We start from the raw sequence: 26,341 nt of genomic DNA, 5'->3' as shown, positions 1-26,341 counted from the left end.
GTGACTGATCCGGGCAACAGGTCAAGCCGTCCGGCAATCGTCCACGGCAATCGCGAGGTCAGTCGCCGCGAGTTCGAATCGCGAGTGGCGACGTTGGCACGTGAGCTCATCGCGCTCGGTGTCCGTTCGGAGGTCGCCGTCGGGATCCAGATGGAGCGCTCGATCGGGCAGGTCATCGCGATCCATGCAGTGATCACCGCCGGTGGCCACTTCGTTCCGCTGGATGCGCAACTCCCTGTTGACCGTTCCCGGTACATGGTGGCCACGGCAGGGGTCCGGTTGGTCGTCGTGACGGGCAGCGGCCGAGCCGCGGCGATGGAACGGTTCGGCGACCTCGCCGATGTCCACGCCTTCGACGGGACGGGTCCCGCCGGCGACGAACCACCGATCACCGACGCCGATCGTGCCTTGCCGGTGAGGCCGGACAATGCTGCTTTCACTTTGTTCACGTCCGGCTCGACAGGCCGCCCCAAAGCAGTGGTCATCACGCACGAGGGCGTCGCCAATCGACTCGAGGCGGATGCCGAACAGTACGACCTGTGTGACGAGGACGTCTTTCTGTACAAGGCGCCTATCAATTTCGACGTAGCGGTTCGCGAGGTGTTCCTGCCGGTGACGGTCGGGGCGACCATGGTGATCGCTGAACACGGCAGGCACGGCGATCCCGCCCACCTGGCGGATCTGATCCGTCGTCACGGCGTCACGGTCGTGCATTTCGTTCCGGCCATGCTCGCAGCGTTCACCGAGGTCCTCGGGGCTCGAGTCGGGGCGCTTGGCTCTCTGCGGCTGGTCATGACCGGAGGCGAAGCCCTCACGCCACCGGTCGCGCGAGACCTGATGGAGTACCTGCCGCAGACGCGGGTGCAGAATCAGTACGGTCCGGCCGAGGCATCTATCGACGCCACCGTCCACCGAGTGACGCCGGACAGCCGGACGGTGCCGATCGGAACCCCCACGAGGTGGGTGGAAGCCTACGTTCTCGACGACTCGCTGGACATCGCGCCGGCAGGCGTGCCGGGCGAGTTGTATCTGGGTGGAAAACAGCTCGCCCGCGGATATGCCGGCCGAGCCGACCTGACCGCGGAGCGCTTCGTCGCCGATCCGTTCGGGGAGCCGGGAGCCCGCCTCTACCGGACCGGGGACCGGGCGCGTTGGAACACCGAGGGCCAGCTGGAATACCTCGGACGCAACGACTTCCAGGTCAAGCTACGCGGACAGCGCCTCGAACTCGGGGAGGTCGAAGCGGCGCTCGCCGCGGCTCCCGGCGTCATGCACGCGGCCGCGACAGTGGTGGACGCACCCGGCGGGCAGCAACTGGTCGGCTATCTGGCCCCGGCCGATGTCGACGTGGACGCCGTGGCGACCAGCGTGGCCGCACGCCTACCGGAGTACATGCGCCCGACCACCTGGGTGCACTTGGAATCCATGCCTCTGAACACATCTGGCAAGGTGGACCGCCGTTCGTTGCCGGCGCCGGAATTCGGTGCCGTCGAGTTCGTGGCTCCGGAAACATCTGAGGAAGCGGCCGTCGCCGCACTTTTCGCCGACCTGCTCGGCCTCGAACAGGTGAGTGTCACGGAATCTTTCTTCGATCTCGGCGGAAGCTCCCTCTCGGCTGCCCGTATCGCGGCACGCGTCTCGGACGAACTGGGCGTCGAGGTGACGGTCCGGGACGTGTTCGACGCCCCGAGCGTGCGGGAATTGTTGAGCGCCACCAGCGGCCGCGGCGCCGCGCTGGCGCCGGTCACCGCGGTTTATCCGCGTCCGGATCGTGTTCCGTTGTCGTTTGCGCAGCAGCGGATCTGGTTCATCAATGAGTTGGAGCCGGAGGCTCCGACGTACAACATCTCGGTTGGGGTTCGGCTGGCTGGGCGTTTGGACGTGGCTGCTCTCGAGTTGGCGGTGCGTGATGTGGTGGCTCGTCATGAGGTGTTGCGGACGACGTTCCCGGCGGTTGACGGGGAGCCGTTCCAGTTGGTTCATGCTGTGGGTTCGTCTGTGGCTGAGCCGGATTGGGCTGTGGTCTCGGGTGAGGAGGAGTTGGTGGCCGCGGCGGGTTCGGGTTTTGATGTGGCTGCGGCGCCGCCGTTCCGGGTGCGTTTGTTACCGGTGGGTGAGGATGAGTACATCCTGTTGGCGGTGTTGCACCATCTCGTCGGTGACGGTGAGTCGATGCGGCCGTTGATTGGTGACATCGTGACGGCGTATCTGGCTCGGACGGCGGGGGAGGTTCCGGGGTTCGCGCCGCTGGGTGTGCAGTTTGCTGATTTTGCGTTGTGGCAGCGTCGTGTTCTGGGGTCGCCGGATGATCCGTCGTCGGTGGTTGGTCGGCAGTTGGAGTACTGGGCGAAGCAGTTGGCGGGTACGCCGGATGTGTTGGAGTTGCCGGCGGATCGTCCGCGGCCGCGGGTCGCTTCGCACCGTGGTGCAGTCGTGTCGGTGCCGTTGCCCGCCGAAACGGGTGCCCGGGTCGATGAACTCGCCCGTGAGCGTGGGGTGACCTCGTTCATGGTGGTGCATGCGGCGTTGGTGGTGTTGTTGTCGCGGTTGTCGGCAACCGACGACGTTGCGGTTGCCACACCGATCGCCGGTCGGGGGCAGCAGGCGCTCGATCCGTTGGTCGGGATGTTCGTCAACACTCTGGTGTTGCGGACGTCGTTTGTGCCACGGGACAGTTTCGTTGATTTGCTCGACCAGGTGCGCTCGGTTGATCTGGAGGCGTTCGCGCATGCTGATGTGCCTTTCGAGGCCATTGTCGAACGTGTGCAGCCGGTGCGTTCGCAAGCGTTCGCCGCGCTGGCGCAGGTGACGGTCTCTGTTCTCGATCAGAAAGCGGCCGAACAGGAGCGGGCCGAAATCGGGGTGGCTGACCTGGCGATCTCGCCTGTGGCTCCTCCAGTGATTCCGGCACACAACGATCTGTCGATCACAGTCGTGACCGAGCGCGGCGGTGGCGGGGAGGTTCGAATGGTCTATGCGACGGACCTCTTCGACAGTTTCACCGTGCGGACCTTTGCCGATCGATTCGTCAGGATTCTGACCTCCGCCGTCGAAGATCCCTCGATCGCACTTATCGACATCCCGTTGACGACTGATGACGAGCGTGCCCAGCTGCAAGAGTGGGCCCGCGGGCTTGATGACGCGGATGCCCCGGAAACGCTCAGAGACCTGATCGCATACGCACGCGTCGCGACGGAGCGGACCGGTGGGTGAAGTGGTTAACAAGAGGACTGACAGCGAGAGATTACGGACCATGACTGCCCTGGACGCTTCCCTTGACCGTCCGGCCATCATCCATGGTGATCGGACCGTGAGCCGTCCAGAGTTCGACCGCAGAGTGGCGAGGCTGGCCCGGGAGCTCACCGCGCTGGGTGTCGGGGCAGAAGTCGCAGTCGGTATCCAGATCGACCGTTCCGTCGAACAGGTCGTCGCCATCCATGCGGTCGCGATGGCAGGCGGGCACTTCGTACCCCTCGACGAGCAGTTGCCGGTCGACCGTGCTCGTTACATGGTGCGGACTGCCGGAGTTCGGCTCGTCGTGGTGACCAGCGATGGGGAAGCCGAAGCGCGATCGCGTTTCGACGACGTCGTCGATGTGCATGTCCTGGACATCTCGACTCCGGGTTACGCGGGTCTGGACGAGGAAGAGTTCGCGGGTCCGACCAGACCTGCCAACGCCGCCTTCACCCTGTTCACGTCGGGGTCGACGGGGCGTCCGAAAGCAGTTGTCATCGCCCACCGGGGTATCGCCAACCGGCTGGCAGCCGACATCGGACAGTACGACCTGACCGCGCGAGACGTGTTTCTCTACAAGGCGCCAATCACGTTCGATGTGTCGGTCCGAGAGATCTTTCTGCCGATCGCGATCGGTGCCACGCTGGTCATCGCGGAGCCGGGCAGGCACGGCGATCCGGTCCACCTGGCGGATCTGATCCGCCGCCACGGGGTCACGGTCATCCACTTCGTCCCGGCGATGCTGGCTGCGTTCAACGAGGTTCTCGGGGCCGGGGTCGGCGAGTTGACCTCGCTGCGTCTCATCCAGACCGGCGGGGAGGCCCTGACACCACCGGTCGCTCGCGACCTGATGGCGCAGTTGCCCGGGACGCGGCTCCAGAATCAATATGGGCCGGCCGAGGCCTCGATCGTCGTGACGATTCATCGGGTGACACAGGACGACCGGGTGATCCCGATCGGAACCCCGACTCGTCGGGTGTCGGCGCGCGTTCTCGACGCGGCATTGCGCGAAGTCCCCATCGGTGTCCCGGGCGAGTTGTACCTGGGCGGTGTCCAGTTGGCCCGTGGCTATGCCGGGCGGCCGGATCTGACTGCAGAGCGATTCGTCGCAGACCCCTTCGGCGAGCCCGGTGCGCGGTTGTACCGCACCGGCGACCGGGCTCGGTGGAATCGTGACGGGGAAATAGAGTACTTGGGGCGCACCGACTTTCAGGTCAAGTTGCGAGGCCAGCGCCTCGAGTTCGGCGAGGTCGAGGCCGCTCTCGCCGCGGCTCCCGGGGTGCTCCACGCGGCGGCGGCGGTGGTCGACGGGCCCGGCGGCCAGCAATTGGTCGGTTACCTCGCCCCGGCCGACGTGGATGTCGACACCGTCGCTGCAACTACCGCAGAACTGTTGCCCGAGTACATGCGACCCAGCGCCTGGGTACGGCTCGACGCCATGCCGTTGAATCGCTCGGGGAAGGTCGATCGGCGTCTGCTGCCCGAACCGGTGATCGCGCCGACTCTGTACGTGCCGCCAGGTAATGCAGACGAGGAAACCGTCGCCGGTCTGTTCGCCGAGCTTCTCGACGTCGAACGTGTCGGCGTCACCGACTCGTTCTTCGACATCGGCGGCAGTTCGTTGTCGGCTGCGCGCATCGCAGCCCGGGTCTCGAAGGAACTCGGCGTCGACGTGTCGGTTCGTGACGTCTTCGAGTCGCCCAGCGTCCGCGGCCTCGTCCACGCTGTCAGTGGTCGCGGGTCCGCCTTGCCGTCGGTGAAGCGCATCGAGCCGAGGCCCGAACGACTGCCGCTCTCCCGGGCCCAGCGTCGGATGTGGTTCCTCAACCAGTTCGACACCGCGTCCGGCGCATACAACATCCCGGCCGCGCTCACGCTCGCGGGCGATGTCGACGAGACACTGCTCTTCGACTCGCTGTGCGACGTCGTCGAACGTCACGAGGTACTGCGTACCGTTTACCCGTCGGTCGGTGCCGCGCCGGTGCAGGACGTGTTGCCCGTCGCGGTCGCCCGCGAACAGCTCGACTGGCGCGAAGCCGACTCCGTCGAGACACTGGTCCGCTCGACCACGGAGGGCTTCGACGTCAGTACCCAGATGTCACTCCGGGGACGATTCCATCGCGACGGGGCAGGTCTGCACGTCGCCCTGACGATGCACCACATCGCGATGGACGGTCAGTCCATCCCGGTCCTCGCGCGAGATCTGATGTCTGCCTATGCGGCGCGGGCAGAGGGTCGCACCGGCGGCTTGCCGGTTCTGGATGTGCAGTACGCGGACTACGCGTTGTGGCAGCAGAGCGTCCTCGGCGACGCCGACGACGAGACAAGCGTTCTCGGCGAACAGTTGAGCCATTGGCGGCGTGTGCTCGCCGGTCTGCCCGCGGTGACGGATCTGCCGATGGACCGACCGAGACCCGCCGTGCTCGGCACCGCGGGAGCAACGGTGACCGTCGAGTTCGACGACGGTCTCGCCGACCGCGTCGATGTGCTCGCCCGCAGCAACACGATGACCGCGTTCATGGTCACCGAAGCGGCCTTCGCGGCGACCGTCGCCCGACTCTCCTCGAGTACCGACGTGGTGATCGGGACCCCGATCGCGGGCCGGAACGACGCCGCAGTCGAAGACCTCATCGGGATGTTCGTCAACACCCTGCTGCTGCGCACACAGGTCGATCCCGGCCGCAGCGTCGGCGACCTGCTCGGCAGCGTGCGCACCACTGTGCTCGACGCCTTCGCCAACGACCAGGTGCAGTTCGACGATCTGATCGAGACCTTGGCCCCGGAACGGTCGTCGTCGTACCAGCCGCTTGCGCAGATCGCGTTCACCTACACCGAGGCGATCGACGGTGAGGCCGCGGAGCTCGAGGCGGCGGGCATCGAGGCCGCGCCTGTCGCTCCGGGTGCCGTCAACGCCAAGTTCGACCTGACCGTCGCGATCCGCGCACGCAGCGCCGGCGCGCCGATGGCCGCGGACTTCATCTACGCCACCGATCTCTTCGACGAGTCCACCGTGGAGCGGTTCGCCGAGGTGTACCGGCGTGTGTTGACCGCTGTCGTAGAGAACCAGGACATCGCGGTCGGCGACATCGACATCGTCGGTGCAGAACGCGTGGAGTCGGCGCCCGCGGCGGCGGTCGCGGTTCGCACGCCCGGCGCGATGGTCGGCCGCGGCGGCGAGGTCGAGGCCGGGACACTCATCGACGTCCTCGCCCAGCGCGACCTCGACCCCGACCACCCGGCGCTCATCTGCGACGGCACGGAGATCGACTACGACGAGTTCGAGACGCGCACCAACGCAATCGCGCGAGCGTTGCTCGCCCGCGGCGTTTCCCCGGAAGACGTTGTCGCCGTGGGGATGGAGCGGTCGATCGGCTCGGTCCTCGCGACGTGGGGCGTCATCAAGAGCGGTGCCGCCTACGTGCCCGTCGACCCGGCGTATCCCGCAGACCGCATCGCCTACATGCTCGACGACTCGGGTGCGACCGTCGGCATCACCGATGCCGGAACCCGTGCTCGCCTCGGCGAATCCGTCTGTGAATGGGTCGATCTCGCCGATCTCGAGGCCGAAGCCGAATCCGGCGACGACATCACCGACGCCGAGCGCAACGGATCCGTGCGGCTGACCAACCTCGCCTACCTGATCTACACATCCGGTTCGACCGGCCGACCCAAGGCCGTCGGCGTCTCGCACACCGGCATCGTCGACTTCGTCAACTCGCTCGCCAAGATCACCACCGGCACACCGGAAGACGAGCCCGACACCCGGATCCTGCATGTCGCGTCGCCGAGTTTCGACGCCTCGATGTTCGAGATGGCCTGGGCCATCCCCGCGGGCCACACCCTGGTGATCGCACCGCACACCGACTTCGCCGGCGATGCGCTCGCCGAAGTGCTGGACCGCGACGAGGTCACCGACATGATCATCACGCCGTCGGTGCTGGCGACCGTCGACCCGGAACGCGCACAGTATGTGCGGAACCTGGCGACCGGTGGTGAGGCGTGTCCGCCGGAACTCGTCGAGCGATGGTCCGAGCGCGGCCGCCGCATCTTCAACTGCTACGGACCCACCGAGGCCACGGTGTGGGCCACCCGGTCGCGTCTGACGGCCGGCAAGCCGGTGACGATCGGGAAGCCGGTGGACGGCTTCACCGTTCGCGTCCTCGACGGACGGTTGCACGAGGTGCCCCAGGGCGTGGTGGGCGAACTCTATCTGTCCACCGCAGGCCTGGCACGCGGCTACCTCGGCCGTCCCGGCCAGACGTCGACCAGTTTCGTCGCCGATCCGTTCGGCGAGCCGGGCACACGGATGTACGCCACCGGCGACCTCGTGCGGGTGGCCAAGGGCGGCAACCTCGAGTTCGCCGGCCGCGCCGACCACCAGGTCAAGATCAACGGCCAGCGTGTGGAACTCGGTGAGATCGAGGTCGTGCTCGACGCGCAGCCGGGTGTCGCGCAGTCGGTCGTCGTCGGCGTCGAGTCGACCCGCGGGGGACGCAAGCACACCGAGGTCGTGGCCTACCTGGTCGCGAAACCGGGCGCGACCATCGACAGCGCCGCGGTCCTCGACGAGGCGGCCCGACATCTGGCCGCGCACATGGTGCCGGCCCAGGCGATCGTCATCGACGAGATCCCGCTGACGCCCGCGGGCAAACTCGATCGCACCGCGCTGCCCGAACCGCATGCCGCTGAGCCGGCCGAATTCGTCGCGCCGGCCGACCCCGCCGAAGAGAACCTGGCACGTATCGTCGCAGGCCTTCTGGGGGAAGAGCGGGTCAGCGTCACCGAGTCGTTCTTCGCCCTCGGCGGTGACTCGATCATGTCGATCCAGCTGTCGTCGGCGGCGAAGGCGGCGGGCATACACCTGTCTCCGCGAGAGATCTTCGAGCTGAAGACGATTCGCGCCATGGCCGCCGCTGCGGCGGCCTCGGGCGGTCCGGCCGCACTGATCGAGGAGCTGCCGGGCGGCGGCTCCGGCGACATGCCTCTCCCGCCGGTCACGTCCTGGATGATCGAGCACTCCGAACATCCGTCCGACTTCGCCGACTTCTCGCAGTCGCTCGTGTTCAACGTGCCGAGGGCCGCCGCGATCGCCGACCTGCAGACCGTCGTCGAAGCGGTCGCGGCAGCCCATCCGATGCTGACCGCGGTCCTCACGCGGACCGGGGACGCCTGGACCATGACGGCCGGGGCGGGCACGGTTCCGGCCGTCCGCGAGATCGACGCGGCGGGCCCGCTGGACCCGGCCCTCGTCGACGCCCACCGGGAGCTGCTCGGCGCGCTGGACCCGGAAACCGGCTCCCTCTTCGGAACCGCAGTGGTCAACGGCGAGGGCCGCCGCCGCCTCGTGATCGCCATCCACCACCTCGGTGTGGATGCCGTCTCGTGGCCCGTCCTCGTCGAGGACCTCGTCACGGCCTGGGCGCAACTCACGTCCGGGCGGCCGATCGAACTCCGACCCGAGGGGACTTCCGCCCGACGGATCGCACACCTCCTGGCCGATCAGGTCGACGCACGCGCTGCCGAGGTCGACTACTGGCTCGAGCAGCTACCGGTGAGGCCGACATCGTTCGGCGACACCGCAGATCAGGCACTACACCGTTGGCGTGACGAGTCCTCGCTGACGTATGTGGTCGACGATGTCGCCGGGCCGATCCTGACCACGGTTCCCCAGGCGTTCGGAAGCAGCGTCGACGACGTACTCCTCGGCGCACTCGCGCGGGCCGTGCGCGCCTGGCAGCTCGACAACGGCATCGCCGACGACGGGCCGGTCACGGTCTCGACCGAGGGGCACGGCCGGGACGAGAGCATCGCCGGCGACCACGGCGCCATCGATCTGTCCCGCACCGTCGGGTGGTTCACGAGCATCACCCCGCTCGCGGTCACCGCGTCGAGCGACGTCGTGCACGCGGTCAAATCGGCCAAGGACGCGCGACTCTCGCGTCCGGCAGGCGGCGTGGGATTCGGCATCCTCCGCTACAACTCGGACGGCGAGATCGCCGACCGACCGCTCCCGACGATCATGTACAACTTCTTCGGCGGCGGCACGGCACCGTCCGCGGACACCGCGCCCGACGACTTCCTGCCGGTGTCCGACCGCCCGAACATGCCGAGCACCATCACGGGTGCGATGCGGTCACCGAGCGTCTTCGGGATCAACATCAGCACGGCCGGCCGGGACGAGAAACGGCTGGAAGCGAAGGTCACCTACGCCACGGACGTGCTCGACGAGACCGCGGCGTCCGACATCGCCCGCCGCTGGCACGAGGAGCTGCGCGCGGTCGCCGCGCTCGTCGACGGTGGTGCCGACATCGGGCTCAGTCGCGCCGACGTGCCTGGTGTCGAGGTCACCCAGGATGATCTCGACCTCATCGCCGAGCAGTACCCCGGCGCCGACGTCTGGCCGATGACGCCGCTGCAGCAGGGCCTCTTCTTCCAGGCCGACCTGGCGAGCACCGTCGCCGATCACGATGCCATCGACGTCTACGTCACGCAGACCGTCCTGTCGCTGACCGGTGACGTGGACCCCGAGCGTCTGAGGGCCGCGCTGGGCGAACTTCTCGCACGCCAGCGGGTCCTGCGATCGGGCTTCGTCCGGTTGCCGAGCGGTGCGGCGGTCACGGTCGTGCCCGCCGAGGTGACCGTGCCGTGGAGCGTGATCGACCTACGCGCGGAGGACGCCGCCTCTCACGAGAGTCGCGTCGACGCCGTGCTGGCGGCCGAGCGGGCCACGCCGTTCGACATGGCGGAGCCCCCGCTGATCCGCGTGGTGCTCGTCGAGCATCGCGACGGCGCCGAACTCGTGGTCACCAACCATCACCTGCTGATCGACGGATGGTCGAGCCCACTCGTCCTCGCCGACCTCCTGTCGCTCTATGCGACCGGAGAGACCTTCACCGGGTCGCTGCCGGATGCCTCGGGACGTGATTTCGCCGATCATGCGCGCGCGGTCGCGACCACCGACATCGCCGCCGGGCTCACCGCCTGGCGTGAGGTGCTCGCACCGGTGAGCGAGCCGACGCTGGTCGCGCCGGGCCACGAGCCGTCCGCCGACGCGCCGCCCCGAGACCACGAGTTCGCCCTCGACGTAGAGGTCACCGAGCGTCTCGAGGCCCTGGCACGGGACAACTCGACCACGATGTCGACGGTCGTCCAGTTCGCCTGGGCGGTCTTCCTCTCCCGGCTGACCGGCACCAGGACGGTGACCTTCGCGGAGACCGTGTCCGGTCGATCACCCGAGATCGAGGGCATCGAGTCGATGGTCGGCATGTTCATCAACACGATCCCGGCAGTCGTCGACGTCGACCCCGACGCCACTGTCGTCGACGTGCTGACCGCCGTCCAGAACGACAAGGTGAAGGTCCTCGACCATCAGCAGATCGGTCTGCCGATGCTCGCCGCACAGACCGGGCTACCCGCGCTGTTCGACACACTCGCGGTCTACGAGTCGTTCCCGGTGAACGTCGACTCGGTGGCCGGTATCGATGCGTCATCGGCCGGTGGCCTGAAGCTGATCGGCGCCAAGACTTCGGACGCCACGCACTATCCGCTCAATCTGTCGGCGTCCCGTCGCGGTGCCGAACTCGCACTGAAGATCAAGTACCTGCCGACCGCGTTCGCTCCCGAACAGGTGGCGGTCTTCGCCGACGTCCTGTCCGAGCTGCTCGGAGCCATCGCCGACGGTCCTGACGCGACATGTGCCGAGCTCCCGCTTCTCTCCGGCGAAGCAGGTGTCGCGCTCACACCGGTGACCGGCGGTCCCGCCGCGGACCCGGTCACGCTGACCGATCTGTTCCGGGCTGCGGTGCGCCGCGCGCCCGACGACGTGGCCCTCGTCGACGGCTCCGGAGCACGACTGACATACCGGGAACTCGATGAGGCGTCGGATCGACTGGCCCGCTGGCTGATCGGTCGCGGCGTCGGACCCGAACGTGCGGTCGCCCTCGCGATCGGTCGTTCGGCACAACTGCTGACCGCGATCTGGGCGGTCGCGAAGACCGGTGGAGCCTATGTGCCGATCGACCCCGACTACCCGGCCGAGCGCGTCGCGTCCATGATCGAGGATTCCGGGGCGGTACTGGGACTGTCGGTGACGGAGTCCGGTGACCTGCCGGCCCGGGACTTCGAGTGGGTGCGGCTCGACGACGACTCGGCGGCCGCCGAGATCGCCGCGCAGCCGACCGGGCCGATCACCGACGCCGAACGGCTCGGACCGGTCACCGCGGCCAACCTGGCCTACGTCATCTACACGTCCGGATCGACGGGCCGTCCCAAGGGCGTGGCCGTCTCCCATTCGGGCCTCGCGAACTTCGCACGACAGGAAGCCGAACGCCTCGATGCCGGCGAGAAGCCGGTGGTCCTCGGGTTCGCCTCACCGAGCTTCGACGCCTCGGTGCTGGAGTACCTGCTGGCCACGGTCACCTCGGGAACCGTGGCGTATCGGCCGTCGGAGGCGGTCGGCGGGCCTGCGCTGGCCCGTTTCATCGCCGAACACGGTGCGACACATACGTTCCTGACCCCGTCGGTGCTCTCGACGCTGGATCCGGCCGAGGTGCCGAGTCTCCGGGTGATCGCGGCCGGCGGCGAAGCCGTGCCGCAGACGATCGTCGACCGCTGGTCGGGGGCGACCGAGCTGCACAACCTGTACGGCCCCACCGAGACGACGATCGGCATCACGATCTCGCCGGCGATGGAGCCGGGCGCCCCGGTGCGCCTCGGTGGCCCGATCGGCGGAGTGGACCTGCTGGTCCTCGACGAGCGGCTGCGACCGGTGCCCGTCGGGATGCCGGGCGAACTGTACGTGGCCGGAGTCGCGCTCTCCCGCGGCTACCTCGATCGGTCCGGCCTCACCGCCGAACGGTTCACCGCCAACCCGTACGGCCGAGCCGGGCAACGGATGTACCGCACCGGTGACGTGGTCCGGTGGACTCCCGAGCCGGCCACCGGCGGCCTCGCCCTCGAGTACACCGGCCGTTCCGACGATCAGGTGAAGCTGCGCGGTCTGCGCATCGAGCTGGGGGAGATCGAGGCCGTGCTCGCCGAGCACGACGCCGTCGAATCCGCCGTGGTCCTCGGCGTCGGCGGTTCCGTGGCGACGGCGCTGGCCGCGTACATCGTCCCGGTCGACGGCACCGTCGAGGTGTCCGAGCTGAAGGCCTTTGCGGGCCGGCGCCTGCCGGGCTTCATGGTGCCCTCGTCGTTCACCGTGATCGACGAGTTGCCCCTGACGCCGGTCGGCAAGCTCGACAAGCGGGCGCTGCCGGAGCCGGTTCTGGAGGCCGGGGAGTACGTGGCCCCGGCCGCCGGCACCGAGAGCACGATCGCCGACGTGGTCGCCGCGGTCCTGGGCATCGACGCCGGTCTCGTCTCGGCGACGTCGAGCTTCTTCGAGCTCGGCGGCGACTCCCTCTCCGCGGCACGGCTCGCGGCCAGGTTGTCCGATCAACTGGGTGTGGCGGTCTCGGTTCGGGACGTCTTCGAAGCCGGTTCCGTCCGGGCCCTCGCCGAGGCCGTCGGCGGCATGGACGCCGCCGTGTTGCCCCCGGTGGGTCGCGTGGATGCGCGTCCGGGTCGTATTCCGTTGTCGTTTGCGCAGCAGCGGATGTGGTTTATCAACAAGCTCGATCCGTCAAGCGGGATGTACAACATTCCGGCGTTGTTGCGTGTCTCGGGTTCGCTCGATGTGGATGCGTTGCGCGTGGCGTTGGGTGATGTGGTGGCGCGGCATGAGGTGTTGCGGACGACGTTCCCGAGTGCTGATGGGGAGCCGTTCCAGGTCGTCCACGGTGTAGACGAGATTGCTGAACGCCTGGACTGGCGGCAGGTGGGCGCGATTTCCGACGTGGAGGCGGCGCTCTCGGGTGGGTTCGCGCTGGAGCGTGAGTGGCCTGTGCGGGCACGTGTCTTGGAATCCGGACCGGGGGAGCATGTCGTCGCGGTGGTGATGCACCACATCGCATCGGACGGTGAATCGCTGGCGCCGTTGGTGACTGATCTGGTCGCTGCGTACCTCTCGCGATCGAGTGGCGAGTCGCCGGTATTTGGGCCGTTGGATGTACAGTACGCCGATTACGCGATCTGGCAGCGCAACGTGCTCGGGTCGCCGGATGATGCGGAGTCGGTGGTCGGCCGGCAATTGGCGTATTGGACTGAGCAGTTGGCTGGGTTGCCGGATGTGTTGGAGTTGCCAGCGGATCGGGCGCGGCCGCAGGCGGCGTCCGGGCGTGGTGTACGGACGGTTTTCGAGGTTCCGTCGGCGGTCGCTGAGCGTGTGCGAAAGGTCGCTGAGGCACGTGGCATGACACCGTTTATGGTGTTGCATGCCGCTTTGGCGGTGACGTTGTCGCGGTTGAGTGCGACCGATGACATCGCGATCGGTACGCCTATTGCGGGGCGTGGGCAGGAAGCGCTCGACCCGCTGGTGGGGATGTTCGTCAACACCCTCGTGCTGCGTACCGTGGTCGATCCGGGTACTTCCTTCTCCTTGTTCCTGCAGCAGGTTCACAAGGCCGATGTGGACGCGTTTGCGAATGCGGATGTGCCGTTTGAGGCGGTCGTCGACGCGGTAGATCCGGTGCGGTCGGAGGCCTTTACGCCGTTGGCGCAGGTGATGCTGGTTGCGGCTCCGAAGACCGGCGATGTTCCGCAGGAGATGGATTTCGGCGATCTGAGGTTCGCGCCGGTGGTCATCGAGGAGGTGCCTGCGCAGCGGGATCTGACGCTGTATGTCGAGATCGGTGCTGAGGGCGTTTGGTCGGGTTCGGTGGTTGCCGCGACTGATTTGTTCGACGCGTCGACGGCGCAGCGGATGTCGGATTGGTTTGTGCGGGTGCTCGATGTGTTGTCGGCGGATCCGTCGGTGGCGGTCGGTGACGTGGACTTGTTGTCGGCTGGTGAGCGTGTTGCGTTGGCGCAGTTGCCCTCTCCTGTGACACAGACGAAGAACGCTGGCCGTACGTTGGTGGATCTGTTCACTGATTCGGTTGTGGCCCATGGTGATCGTGTTGCGGTGTCGGCGTCGGGTCGGTCGCTGTCGTATGCGGAGCTCGATGCGCGGTCGGATGCGGTGGCTGCTGGTTTGGCTGCTCGGGGTGTGGCTGCTGGTGATCTGGTGGGTATTGCGACTGCGCGTTCGGTGGATCTGATGGCGTCGATTCTGGGTGTTTTGAAGGTGGGTGCGGGGTATCTGCCTTTGGATTTGGGCAATCCTGTGGAACGGTTGTCGTTCATCGTGTCCGATGCCGAGGTGTCGGTGGTGATCGGTGATGCGTCGTCGTCCGGTCATTCTCTGTGGCGGCGTCTGCCGGTTTCGGCGCAGGTTGTCGATGTGGAAGTGCTTGCTGGTGAACGGGTTTCGGGTTCATGGGCACAGGTCAGGGTGCCGGCGGATGCACGCGCTTATGTGATTTACACGTCGGGGTCGACGGGACGGCCGAAGGGTGTGGAGATCACTCATCGTGATGTGGTGACGTTGATGGACACCGCTGCAACCGATTTCGAGTTCTTGGCGTCGGATGTGTGGACGATGTTCCACTCGTATGCATTCGACTTCTCGGTGTGGGAGATGTGGGGCCCGCTGCTGACCGGTGCGCGACTGCTGATTGTGGATCGGGAGTTGGCAAGGGATCCGCGGGCATTCGTGGATTTGTTGGCGGCTGAGCGGGTGACGGTGTTGAGTCAGACGCCGTCGGCGTTCTATCAGTTGATCGATGCCCGTCGCGAGGCCGATCGTGATCTGGCGTTGCGGTATGTGGTCTTCGGTGGTGAGGCGCTGAGTTTCGATCAGGTGCGTCGTTGGTTCGATGAGGATCCGTCGGATTCGGCGCGGTTGGTGAACATGTACGGCATCACCGAGACCACGGTGCATGTGAGTTTCCGTGCGCTGGACCGGGATCTGGTGGCTGGTACCGATGCGTCGTTGATCGGTCGTCCGTTGGCGTCGTTGGGGATTCACATCCTCGATGACCGGCTGCATCCGGTGCCTGAGGGTGTGCCGGGGGAGATGTATGTGACCGGTGGGCAGCTGGCCGCCGGTTACTTGAAGCGTCCGGGGTTGTCGGCGACCCGGTTCGTGGCTGATCCGTTTGCTGGTGATGGGTCGCGGATGTATCGGACCGGTGACCGTGCGCGGCGGATCGGTGACGATATCGAGTACCTCGGTCGTGGTGACGCGCAGGTGCAGTTGCGTGGTTTCCGGATTGAGTTCGGTGAGATCGAGGCGGCGCTGCTAGCGGCGTTACCGACGGCGGCTGCGGCTGCGGCGCGGGTGATTACCGACGCGGTGCGCGGAGATCAGCTGGTCGGTTACCTCGTCGTGGGAGCCGGTGAGGACCTAGACACGGCTGCGGTGCGGTCGGCGATGGCCGAGCACGTGCCCGGTTACATGGTTCCTGATGCGGTGGTCGCGGTGGAGCGGTTGCCGCTGAACCACAACGGAAAACTGGATCGTAAAGCGTTGCCTGAACCGGAGTTCGTCGAGGCGGAGTATGTGGCTCCGGCATCCCCGGCCGAAGAGACAGTGGCCGCGGTCTACGTCGAACTGTTGGGCCTCGAGCGGGTCGGTGTGACCGAGTCGTTCTTCGATCTGGGCGGTAACTCGCTGTTGGCGGCACGTCTGGCTGCGCGGGTGTCGGCGGCGTTGGGTGTCGAGGTATCGGTGCGGGATGTCTTCGACGCCTCCAGTGTGCGCGAACTCGTCACTAAGACCGCTGGTGCGGCCCCGGCGTTGCCGCCGGTCGTTCGCGTTAGGCCCCGCCCCGAACTCATCCCGCTGTCGTATGCGCAGCAGCGGATGTGGTTCATCAACAAGCTCGACCCGGCCAGCGGCATGTACAACATCCCGGTGGTCCTGCGGGTCAGCGGCGATCTCGACGTCGCGGCGCTGCGCACCGCGATGGGCGACGTCGTGTCCCGGCACGAGACGCTCCGGACGACGTTCCCGGACGCCGACGGCACGCCGTTCCAGCTGGTGCACGAGGTCTCCGAGATCGCCGAGCATCTGGACGTGCGGCACGTCGGCTCGGTCGCCGACATCGAGGCGGCGGTGTCGAGCGGATTCGTGCTGGCGCGCGAATGGCCTGTGCGAGTCCGTATCTGGGAGGCCGCCCCGAGGGAGCACGTGGTCGCGGTGGTGATGCACCACATCGCCTCCGACGGTGAGTCCTTTGCGCCGCTGGTCTCCGATCTGGTCACCGCCTACCTCGCGCGATCGACCGGCGAGTCGCCGGTCTTCGCACCGCTCGAGGTGTCCTACGCCGACTTCGCGCTGTGGCAGCGCGAGGTACTCGGTTCGCCGGACGATCCGGCGTCGGTGGTCGGCCGGCAGCTCGCGTACTGGACCGAGCAGCTCGCGGGTCTGCCGGACGTGCTGGAGTTGCCGACAGATCGGCCGCGCCCGCAGACCGCCACCGGTCGCGGCGCGCAGGCCGACTTCGCCATCCCCGCCGAGATCGCCGACGGCATCACGAAACTCGCCGCGCAGCGGGGCGTCACCCCGTACATGGTCGTGCACGCCGCCCTGGCGGTCGTACTCGCTCGTCTGTCGGGCAGCGACGATCTCGCCATCGGGTCGCCGTTCGCCGGACGCGGCCAGCGCGAACTCGAGCCGCTCATCGGCATGTTCGTCAACACCCTCGTCCTGCGTTCGCGGGTCGACGGCTCCGCGACCTTCACCGAACTGCTCGCCGACATCCGCGACACGGACCTGGCCGCCTTCGCACACGCCGACGTCGCCTTCGAATCGGTCGTCGAAGCGGTCGACCCCGTCCGCAGTGCGGCATTCGCGCCGCTGACGCAGGTGTGGTTGAGCGTCGAACAGGGCGCGGGCCGGCGGTCCGCAGAACTGCCGAACGGACTGGTCGTCTCCCCGTTCGACGGCGGCCCCACCCTCGCCAAGGTCGACCTCGGCTTCGGTGTCCACACCGCGCCCGCCGGAGATCCCTGGTCGGGTTCGGTCACCTACGCGACCGATCTCTTCGACGAGTCGACGGTCCGCGCGACCGCCGATCGACTGATCCGGGTGCTGTCCGCGGTCGTGACCGCACCGGAGGCCCTGATCGGCGACATCGAACTCCTCGATGCCGACGAACGCTCCCGCATCGAGGAGTGGTCGGGATCGACGACGTCTCGCGAACAGGGACTCGGGACGGGAACCCTCGCCGACCTGGTGGAAAGGGTCGAGCCGTCGTTCCTGCACTCCACCGCGGTCATCGACGGTGACCGCTCCGTCGACTACGAAGAACTGACCGACCGGACCAATGCGCTTGCGCGCCGGTTGATCGGCCTCGGCGTCGGCCCCGACGTGCCGGTCGCGATCTCGCTGCCGAGGTCGATCGAGATGGTGATCGCCTCGCACGCGGTCATCGCCGCCGGCGGACATTTCGTGCCCGTGGGCCTCGACGCACCGGCGGAGCGGGTCCGCTACATCCTCGACGCCACCGGTGCGGACGTGCTCGTGGTCTCGGCGCACGCGCGTGAGGCCGCCGACCGCGTCGCGCCGGAGACCGTGAGGGTCGTCGAGGTGGACGCATCGGCGCCCCTGGCGGGCGACACGTCGACCATCACCGATGCCGACCGCACCTCCCCGCTGCACGTCGACCACGCGATGTACACCATCTTCACCTCGGGTTCGACGGGTAAGCCGAAGGGCGTCACCGTGTCTCACCGTGCGGCGATGGCGACGCTGCACGCCGATCACCTCGACCACGAATTCACCTCGGCCGACGTGGTTCTGGCCGTCCTCGACTTCACCTTCGATCCGTCGGTGCTCGACCTGTTCCGACCGGTCATCAGCCAGGGCACACTCGTCATCGTCGGACAGGGTCAGCAACGTGACCCATGGGCGTTGCGGGACTACGTGATCCGGCATCGGGTCACCTCGATCATGATGGTGCCGTCGATGCTCTCGCTGATGCTCGGCGAACTGTCCGACGAGGATTTCGCGGCGATGCGATCGGTGCGGACCGTGCAGCTCGGCGGCGAGGCGCTCGCACCCGCGCTGGCCGACGCCATGCACCGGGTCTGGCCGCAGGCCGCCCTCCACAACCAGTACGGGCCGACCGAGACCGTCATCTACTCGACCATCGCCGAAGTGGGTTCGGGACTGTCGACGGTGCCCATCGGTGTCCCGACCCCGCACGGCACCGCCCAGATCCTCGACGCGCGACTGCATCCGGTACCGGTCGGCGTGCCCGGCGAGCTCTACCTCGGCGGCATCCAGATCGCCCGCGGCTACATCGGCCGCCCGGGCCTGACCGCCGAGCGGTTCGTCGCCGATCCGAGCGGACCCGCCGGTTCGCGGATGTACCGGACCGGCGACACCGTGCGCTGGCGTGCCGACGGTCAGATCGAATATCTCGGGCGCATCGACTTCCAGGTCAAGCTGCGCGGCCAGCGCATCGAACTCGGCGAGATCGAGTCGGTGATCGCGTCCGCGCCAGGTGTCCGCGAGGTCGTCGTCACGGTCCTCGAGACCCCCACCGGCGCGCAGAGTCTCGTCGCCTACGTCACCGCCGACACCGACGTCACGGTGACCGCACTGCGCGGCCACGCCGCCGACCATCTGCTCCCCTTCATGCGTCCTGCGGTGTGGACGCTGCTCGACGACATGCCGGTCAATGCGGCGGGCAAGGTCGACCGGGAGCGTTTGCCCGCACCGGATCTCAGCGGTGTCGAGTACGTCGCTCCGGTCGGACCGGAGGAGGAAGCGGTCGCGGCGGTCTTCGCCGACATCCTCGGCGTCGAGAAGGTCAGCGTCACCGAGTCCTTCTTCGACCTCGGCGGTACGTCGCTCAACGCGGCCAGGCTGGCCGCGCGGGTGTCGGCCGCCCTGGATGCCGAGGTCCGTGTCCGCGACGTGTTCGACGCGCCCTCGGTCCGTGAACTCGTCGAGGCGGTCGCGGGACGGAGTCCGGCGCTACCGCCGATCACCGCCGTCGCGCCGCGCCCCGATCGTGTTCCGCTGTCGTTCGCGCAGCAGCGGATGTGGTTCATCAACCGGTTCGAACCGGACAGCGCCACCTACAACCTCCCGAACGTGCTGCGGCTCTCCGGACCCCTGGACGTCGCCGCGCTACGTGCCGCCTTCGTCGACCTCGCGATGCGGCATGAGGTGCTGCGCACCAGGTTCCCCGCGGTCGACGGCGTTCCGTACCAGGAAGTGGCCGACGCGTCGGAGGTCGAAGGCCGCTTCGACTGGGATGTCGCCGGATCGATGGCCGACATCCAGGCCGCGGTCACGACCGAGTTCGACCTGGCCGTCGACTGGCCGATCCGGGTTCGGCTGTGGCCGGTGGGCACCGACGAACACGTGCTCGCGATCGTCATCCATCACATCGCCGCCGACGGCGAGTCCCTGCGTCCGCTGATCGCCGACGTGGTGGCCGCCTACAGTGCACGACACGAGGGGTTCGCGCCCGAATTCGCACCGCTCGGTGTGCAATTCGCCGATTTCGCGATCTGGCAGCACGAGGTCCTCGGTTCGCCGGAGGACGCCGGCTCCGTCATCGGCAAGCAGCTCGGATACTGGCGCGAGGCGCTGGCCGGCATGCCCGATCTGCTGGAACTGCCCTACGACCGGCCGCGGCCGCGCGTCGCGACCGGTCGTGGCGGGGTCGCGGAGTTCGCCATCCCGGAGATCGTGGCCCGGCGGATCGGTGAGGTGGCCACGCGGACCGGGGCCACCCCGTTCATGGTGCTCGACGCCGCGCTGGCGACGCTGCTCGCGCGGATGTCGGCAACCGACGACATCGCCATCGCCACCCCGATCGCCGGACGAGGTCGCCCCGAACTCGACCCGCTGATCGGCATGTTCGTCAACACGTTGGTGCTGCGGTCGAAGGTCGATCTCGGCGCGTCCTTCGTCGACCTGGTCGCACGTACCCGGACCGCCGCGCTGGGCGCCTTCGAGAACGCCGACGTGCCCTTCGAGACCGTGGTGGACGCGGTCAACCCGGTGCGCAGCGAGGCTTTTGCGCCGCTGGCACAGGTGATGCTCACCCTGGACCCGGGGGGCGCGGCACGTTCTGCCGAGTTCCCGGTCGGAGACCTGGTGTTCTCCGGCGTCGAGGTCGACGAGCCACCGGCCCAGGTGGATCTGACGTTCATGGTGAACTCGGCGCCCACCGGGGACTGGGGTGGCGCGGTCGTCTTCGCTGCGGACCTGTTCGACGAATCGACGGTGAGCACGCTCGCCGAACGGTTTGTCGCGCTGCTCGACGGATTGACCTTCGACGTACACGCGGCGGTCGGCGATGTGCCGATCCTCGGTTCCGAGGAAGCGGCGGCACTCACCGCCGAGCAGCGAGGACTCGACAGGTCACTGCCGACCGAGGGCCTCGCGTCCGCACTCGCTGCCAGTGTCGCGGAGTACCCCGATCGCGAGGCCCTCGTGTTCGGCGACCGGAGCGTCACCTACGGCGAACTCGGGGCGCGGGTCAACACCCTGGCCCGGCAGCTGATCGCGGCCGGGATCGGTCCGGATGTCGCGGTGGCCGTGTGCATCCCGCGGTCGGTGGAGCTCATGGTCGCGATCCACGCGATCGTCACCGCCGGTGGGCAGTACGTCCCCATCGACACCGGCGCACCGGTCGACCGCGCCGAGTACATGGTCGAGACCTCCGGCGCGACAGTCGCGCTCGTGCACGCCGGACAATCGACCCCCGAGCCGATCGCCGGCCTCGGCGACGCCGTCGAGGTGATCGGGGTCGACACCTCGACCCCGATCGAGGGGAACACCGCGCCGGTCACCGACGCCGATCGCCGTGGCCGGCTGCGTCCCCAGCATGCCGCGTACACGATCTTCACGTCCGGTTCGACGGGCCGGCCGAAGGGTGTGACGCTGCCGCACGACGCCGTGGTCAACCGATTGCGCTGGGGCCTCGACGAACTGCCCATCGGTGCCGACGACATGGTGGTCCTCAAGACCCCCTACACCTTCGACTGTTCGGTCGCGGAGTTGTTCGGTCCCCTCATGCAGGGTTCGCGGTTGCTCATCGCCGAGCCCGACGGCCACCTCGACCCGCCGTACCTGGCCGACCTGATCGCGGACACCGGCGCGACGATGGTGCACTTCGTGCCGTCGATGCTGTCGGTGTTCCTCGAACTCGCGGGCCCCGAACGGCTCGCCCGACTCGATCGTCTGCGGATCCTCTCCACAACGGGCGAGGCGCTGCCACCCGCGGTGGCCGCCGAGGCCCGCGCGGCCATGCCCGACGCGGTGCTGTACAACCTGTACGGGCCGACCGAGGCCGCCGTCGAGATCACGTATCAGCAGCTCGACGAGATCGGTGACACCGTGCCGATCGGTGTGCCGGTGTGGAATTCGACGGCGTACGTCCTCGACGGGCGTCTGCACCAGGTGCCGTCCGGGGTGCCCGGCGAGCTGTACGTCGGCGGCGCCCAGTTGGCGCGCGGCTACGCGGCCCGGCCCGACCTGACCGCGGACCGGTTCCTCGCGGATCCGTTCGGCGAGCCCGGGTCCCGGATGTACCGCACCGGTGACCTGGTGCGGCGCAATGCTTCCGGCGAGCTCGAGTACCTGGGTCGGACGGACTTCCAGGTGAAACTCCGGGGCCAGCGGATCGAGCTCGGTGAGATCGAGGCCGCGATCGCGCAGGCGCCCGGCGTCGTGCACACCGCGGTGACCGTTGCCCAGGCCCCCGACGGCGGCGAACACCTCGTCGCCTACGTGTCCGGAGCACCCGGCGAGACGGTCGACCTGGACGCGGTCAAGGCGGCCATCGCGACGCCGCTGCCCGAGTACATGCGGCCCACGGTGTGGATGCCGCTCGACGAGTTCCCGCTCAACACTGCGGGCAAGCTCGACCGAAAGTCGTTGCCCGCGCCCGAATTCACCTCCGGCGAGTACGTCGCACCGGCCACCGACGAGGAGGCCCGGGTCGCCGAGGTCTTCGCCGAGGTGCTCGGCGTCGACCGGATCGGTGTCACCGACAGCTTCTTCGACATGGGTGGCAACTCGCTGTCCGCGATGCGGCTGGCCTCCCGCGCGGGTGCCGCTCTGGGCGTCGACGTGTCCGTGCGGGATGTGTTCGGCGCGCCCAGTGTTCGTGAACTGGTCGCGGCGGCCGCGGCGGGAACCCGCGGTCTGCCGCCGATCGTCGCGGTCGAGCCGCGGCCGGATGCCGTTCCGGTGTCGTTCGCGCAGCAGCGGATGTGGTTCATCAACCAGTTCGACTGGGAGTCGCCCACATACAACATCCCGGCGGTCCTGCGACTGACCGGACCGATCGACCTGACGGCGTTGCGTGCCGCCCTGGCCGACGTCGTCGTGCGCCACGAGTCGTTGCGCACCACCTTCCCGGCGGTCGACGGCCTGCCACTCCAACGCATCCACCCGGCCTCAGAGGTCGCGGATCGCCTGGACTGGACGCAGGTCACCGATCAGGCCGCTCTGGAGCGGGACGTGATGACCGGCTTCGACGTCAGCCGGCAGTGGCCGATCCGTGCGCGGGTGCTGCGGATCTCCGACGACGAGCATGTTTTCGCGCTGGTCGTGCACCACATCGCCGCCGACGGTGAGTCGGTTGCCCCGCTGGTCGCCGACCTGGTGGCCGCCTACGTCGCCCGGACCACGGGTGCGGTACCCGAATTCGCGCCGTTGCCGGTGCAATACGCCGACTACGCGCTCTGGCAGCACGAGGTGCTTGGTGCACCCGATGATCCGACCACCGTTCTCGGATCGCAGCTGGCCTACTGGCGCGAGAAGCTCGCCGGTCTGCCGGATGTCATCGACCTGCCCACCGATCGGCCCCGGCCCACGGCGGCGTCGGGCGCAGGCGCGAGGGTCGACGTGCAGATCCCGGCCGGTGTCGCGGACCGGATCGCCGCGGTGGCCCACGACCATGGGGTCACGAACTTCATGGTGGTCCACGCCGCCCTCGCGACGTTGCTCTCGCGGCTGTCCGGAACCGACGACATCGCGATCGGCACGCCGATCGCCGGTCGCGGTCAGGAAGAGCTGGATCGGGTCGTCGGCATGTTCGTCAACACGCTCGTCCTCCGGACGCCGATCTCGCCGGCCGAGTCGTTCGGCGAGGTGCTCTCGCGGGTGAAGTCCGTCGACGTGGAGGCGTTCGCGCACGCCGACGTCCCGTTCGAGACCGTGGTCGACGCGCTCAAGCCGGCGCGGTCGGGCGCCTTCGCGCCCCTCAGCCAGGTCTGGCTCACGTTCGACCAGGCTGCCGGCGGTCTGCCCGGCGCCGATGACCTGCCGTCCGGATCGGTCGGCGATCTCGCGATCGCACCGTTGCCGCTCGCGGCCACGCCGGCCAAGGTCGACCTCCTGGTGAGCGTCGCGGCGGCACCGGAACCTGGCGCGCCGTGGCGGACCACGCTGACCTACGCCACCGACCTGTTCGACGAGTCGTCCGCCCAGCGGATCGGTGGCTGGCTGGTGGAGTTGCTGGACACGCTGACGTCCCGGGCCGACGCGGCGGTCGGCGACGCACTGTTCCTCGACGACACGACCAGCGGTCGACTCACCCCGGTCTCGGGCGGACGAGGCGCACAGCCGGAACTGCTCGCGGAGACCTTCGAGCGGGCCGCTCGCTCCTGGCCGCAGGCGGTGGCCGTCGTCGATGCCACCGGCAAGTCCCTCACCTACGAAGAGCTCGACGCCCGGTCGAATCGGTTGGCGCGCTGGCTCATCGGACGCGGCATCGGACCGGAGTCCCTGGTGGCCCTGGCGATCGGGCGATCGGTGGAATTGCTCACCGCGATCTGGGCCGTCGCCAAGACCGGCGGCGGCTACGTGCCGATCGATCCCGACTACCCGGCCGAGCGGGTCGCGAACATGGTCGAGGATTCCGGTGCCGTCCTGGGTCTCACGACGGATGCCGTCGGACCGCTGCCCGACGAGGGCTTCGAGTGGTATCGCCTGGGCGGTCTCGATCTCACGGGCTCCGCGGCGACGCCGGTGTCCGAGTCCGAGCGGCTCGCTCCCGCCCGGATCGACAACACCGCCTACGTCATCTACACCTCGGGTTCGACCGGCCGGCCCAAGGGCGTGTCGGTCAGTCACTCCGGCCTCGCCAACTTCGCGCGCGAGGAGATGCGGCGCGGATCGGTGTCCGGCCCGGCACGGGTGCTGGGATTCGCGTCGCCCAGCTTCGACGCATCGGTCCTCGAGTATCTGCTCGCCACCGCGTCCGGCGGACTCATCGCCTACCGTCCTGCCGACGCGGTCGGTGGGGCGGCGCTCGAGGAGTTCATGGTCGAGCACCGTGTCACGCACACGTTCCTCACGCCGACCGTTCTGTCGACGCTCGATCCGGAGGCACTCGATTCCCTCGAGCTGGTCTACGTCGGCGGCGAAGCGGTTCCGCAGGCGTTGAAGGACGCGTGGTCGTCCGTTCGACGCATCCAGAACCTGTACGGGCCCACCGAGACCACGATCGGCATCACCATCAGCGAGCCGATGGAACCGGGCGAACCGGTCCTGCTCGGCGGGCCGCTCGCCGGACTCGGTCTGCAGGTCCTCGACAGTCGTCTCCATCCGGTCCCGGTCGGTGTACCCGGTGAGCTGTACGTCACCGGCCTCCCGCTGTCACGCGGCTATCTGAACCGGCCCGGCTTGACGGCCGACCGTTTCGTCGCGGACCCGTTCGGGGACAAGGGTTCCCGGATGTACCGCACCGGCGACGTGGTGCGCTGGAATCGATCCGCAAACGGTGCGCTCGCGCTCTCGTACTCGGGACGTACCGACGATCAGGTCAAGCTCCGCGGTCTCCGGATCGAACTGGGCGAGATCGAATCGGCACTCGCGGCGCATCCCGCGGTCGACTCCGCGGTAGTCGTGGGCGTCGGCGGCGCGGTGGCCACGTCGCTCGCGGCCTATCTGGTGACCACCGGGGACGTGACCGACGAGGAGCTCCGCGAGTTCATCGGCCGACGACTCCCGTCCTTCATGGTCCCGGCGACACTCACGCGCCTCGACTCGCTCCCGATGACGCCGGTCGGCAAGCTCGACAAGGCGGCACTGCCGGAACCGGTCGTGGTGACCGTCGACCACGTCGAACCCGAGACGGACAACGAGCGCGCCATCGCCGAGGTCTTCGCCGAGGTGCTCGGCGTCGACCGTGTCTCGGCCACCGAGTCGTTCTTCGATCTCGGCGGTAACTCGCTCTCGGCGACCCAGGTCGTCTCGCGGGTTCACGACCGCGGGCTTCCGCTCGAACTGCGTTGGCTGTTCAGCGATCCCACCGTTCGCGAGCTGGCCCGTCGTATCGAGGAGGGCAGTACCCGCGGGAACGACGTGCTGATCACCCTGCGCGGCGACGGCTCGCGGCCGCCGCTGTTCTGTGTGCATCCGGCCGGTGGTCTCGCCTGGTTCTACGGTGGGTTCGCGCCGTACATCGCCGACCGGCCGATCTACGGGCTCCAGGACCCGCACGTCGTCAACGGCGAGGACAGCGCCACCGACGCGCACGAGCTCGCCGCGCGCTACGTCGAGGAGATCCGCCGGGTTCAGCCGGAGGGCCCGTACCACCTGCTCGGGTGGTCGATCGGCGGGATCATCGCCCACGCGATGGCGACGCGACTGCAGGCCGTCGGAGAACGGGTTGCCTACCTCGGCATCATGGACACCGCTCCACCGGGGGAGGGCGAGACCCCGGCTCCCGAGGTGGTCGCCGAGGAGGAGTCCGCGACGAACCCGGACCACACCGCCGACATCCTGGGCGGCTGGCGCGACCTGTTCGACCTCGACGACGCGGTGAAAGCCGAGAGCCCGGAAGAGGTCGCCGACATCGTGCGGACGCAGATCGCCGGAATGGGACTGCTCGCCGACGACGTCGTCGACCGCGTGATGGACAGCTTCGCGGTGTCCGCCGAGGTGTTGATGGACTATCGCCCACAGCGTTTCGACGGGTCGATCCAGGTCTTCACCGCGACGAACGACAAAACGAATCCCGCCGCGATCTCCGAGAGCTGGCAGCCGCACGTGTCCGGAACGATCGACAACACCGATGTCGCAACGCACCACCTCGGAATGACCGATGCGGCGTCGCTCGGAGTGATCGGTCCCCGGGTCGAACAGGCGCTCTCGGGTGTTCGTGAAGCGGATGCCGACTCACCTGGACATGCATGACGGGTT

2 protein-coding genes are annotated in these 26,341 nt (G+C 68.2%); both read left to right on the top strand.

The window, feature by feature from the left end; all coding sequences use genetic code 11:
* On the top strand, positions 1–3,213 hold the full coding sequence (locus IHQ52_RS21870; RefSeq protein WP_167325086.1) for a non-ribosomal peptide synthetase: 3,213 nt from the start codon (positions 1–3) through the stop codon (positions 3,211–3,213).
* The gene (locus IHQ52_RS21865; protein WP_238063950.1) at positions 3,206–26,335 is read left to right on the top strand and encodes a non-ribosomal peptide synthase/polyketide synthase; all 23,130 of its coding nucleotides are present in this window, start codon (positions 3,206–3,208) and stop codon (positions 26,333–26,335) included. The genes IHQ52_RS21870 and IHQ52_RS21865 overlap by 8 nt, the downstream gene beginning before the upstream one ends.
* Positions 26,336–26,341: the final 6 nt, after the last annotated feature.

It is taken from the genome of Gordonia amicalis (assembly GCF_022059885.1).
GTDB lineage: Bacteria > Actinomycetota > Actinomycetes > Mycobacteriales > Mycobacteriaceae > Gordonia > Gordonia amicalis.
This window is presented reverse-complemented; position numbering and strand designations above follow the sequence as displayed.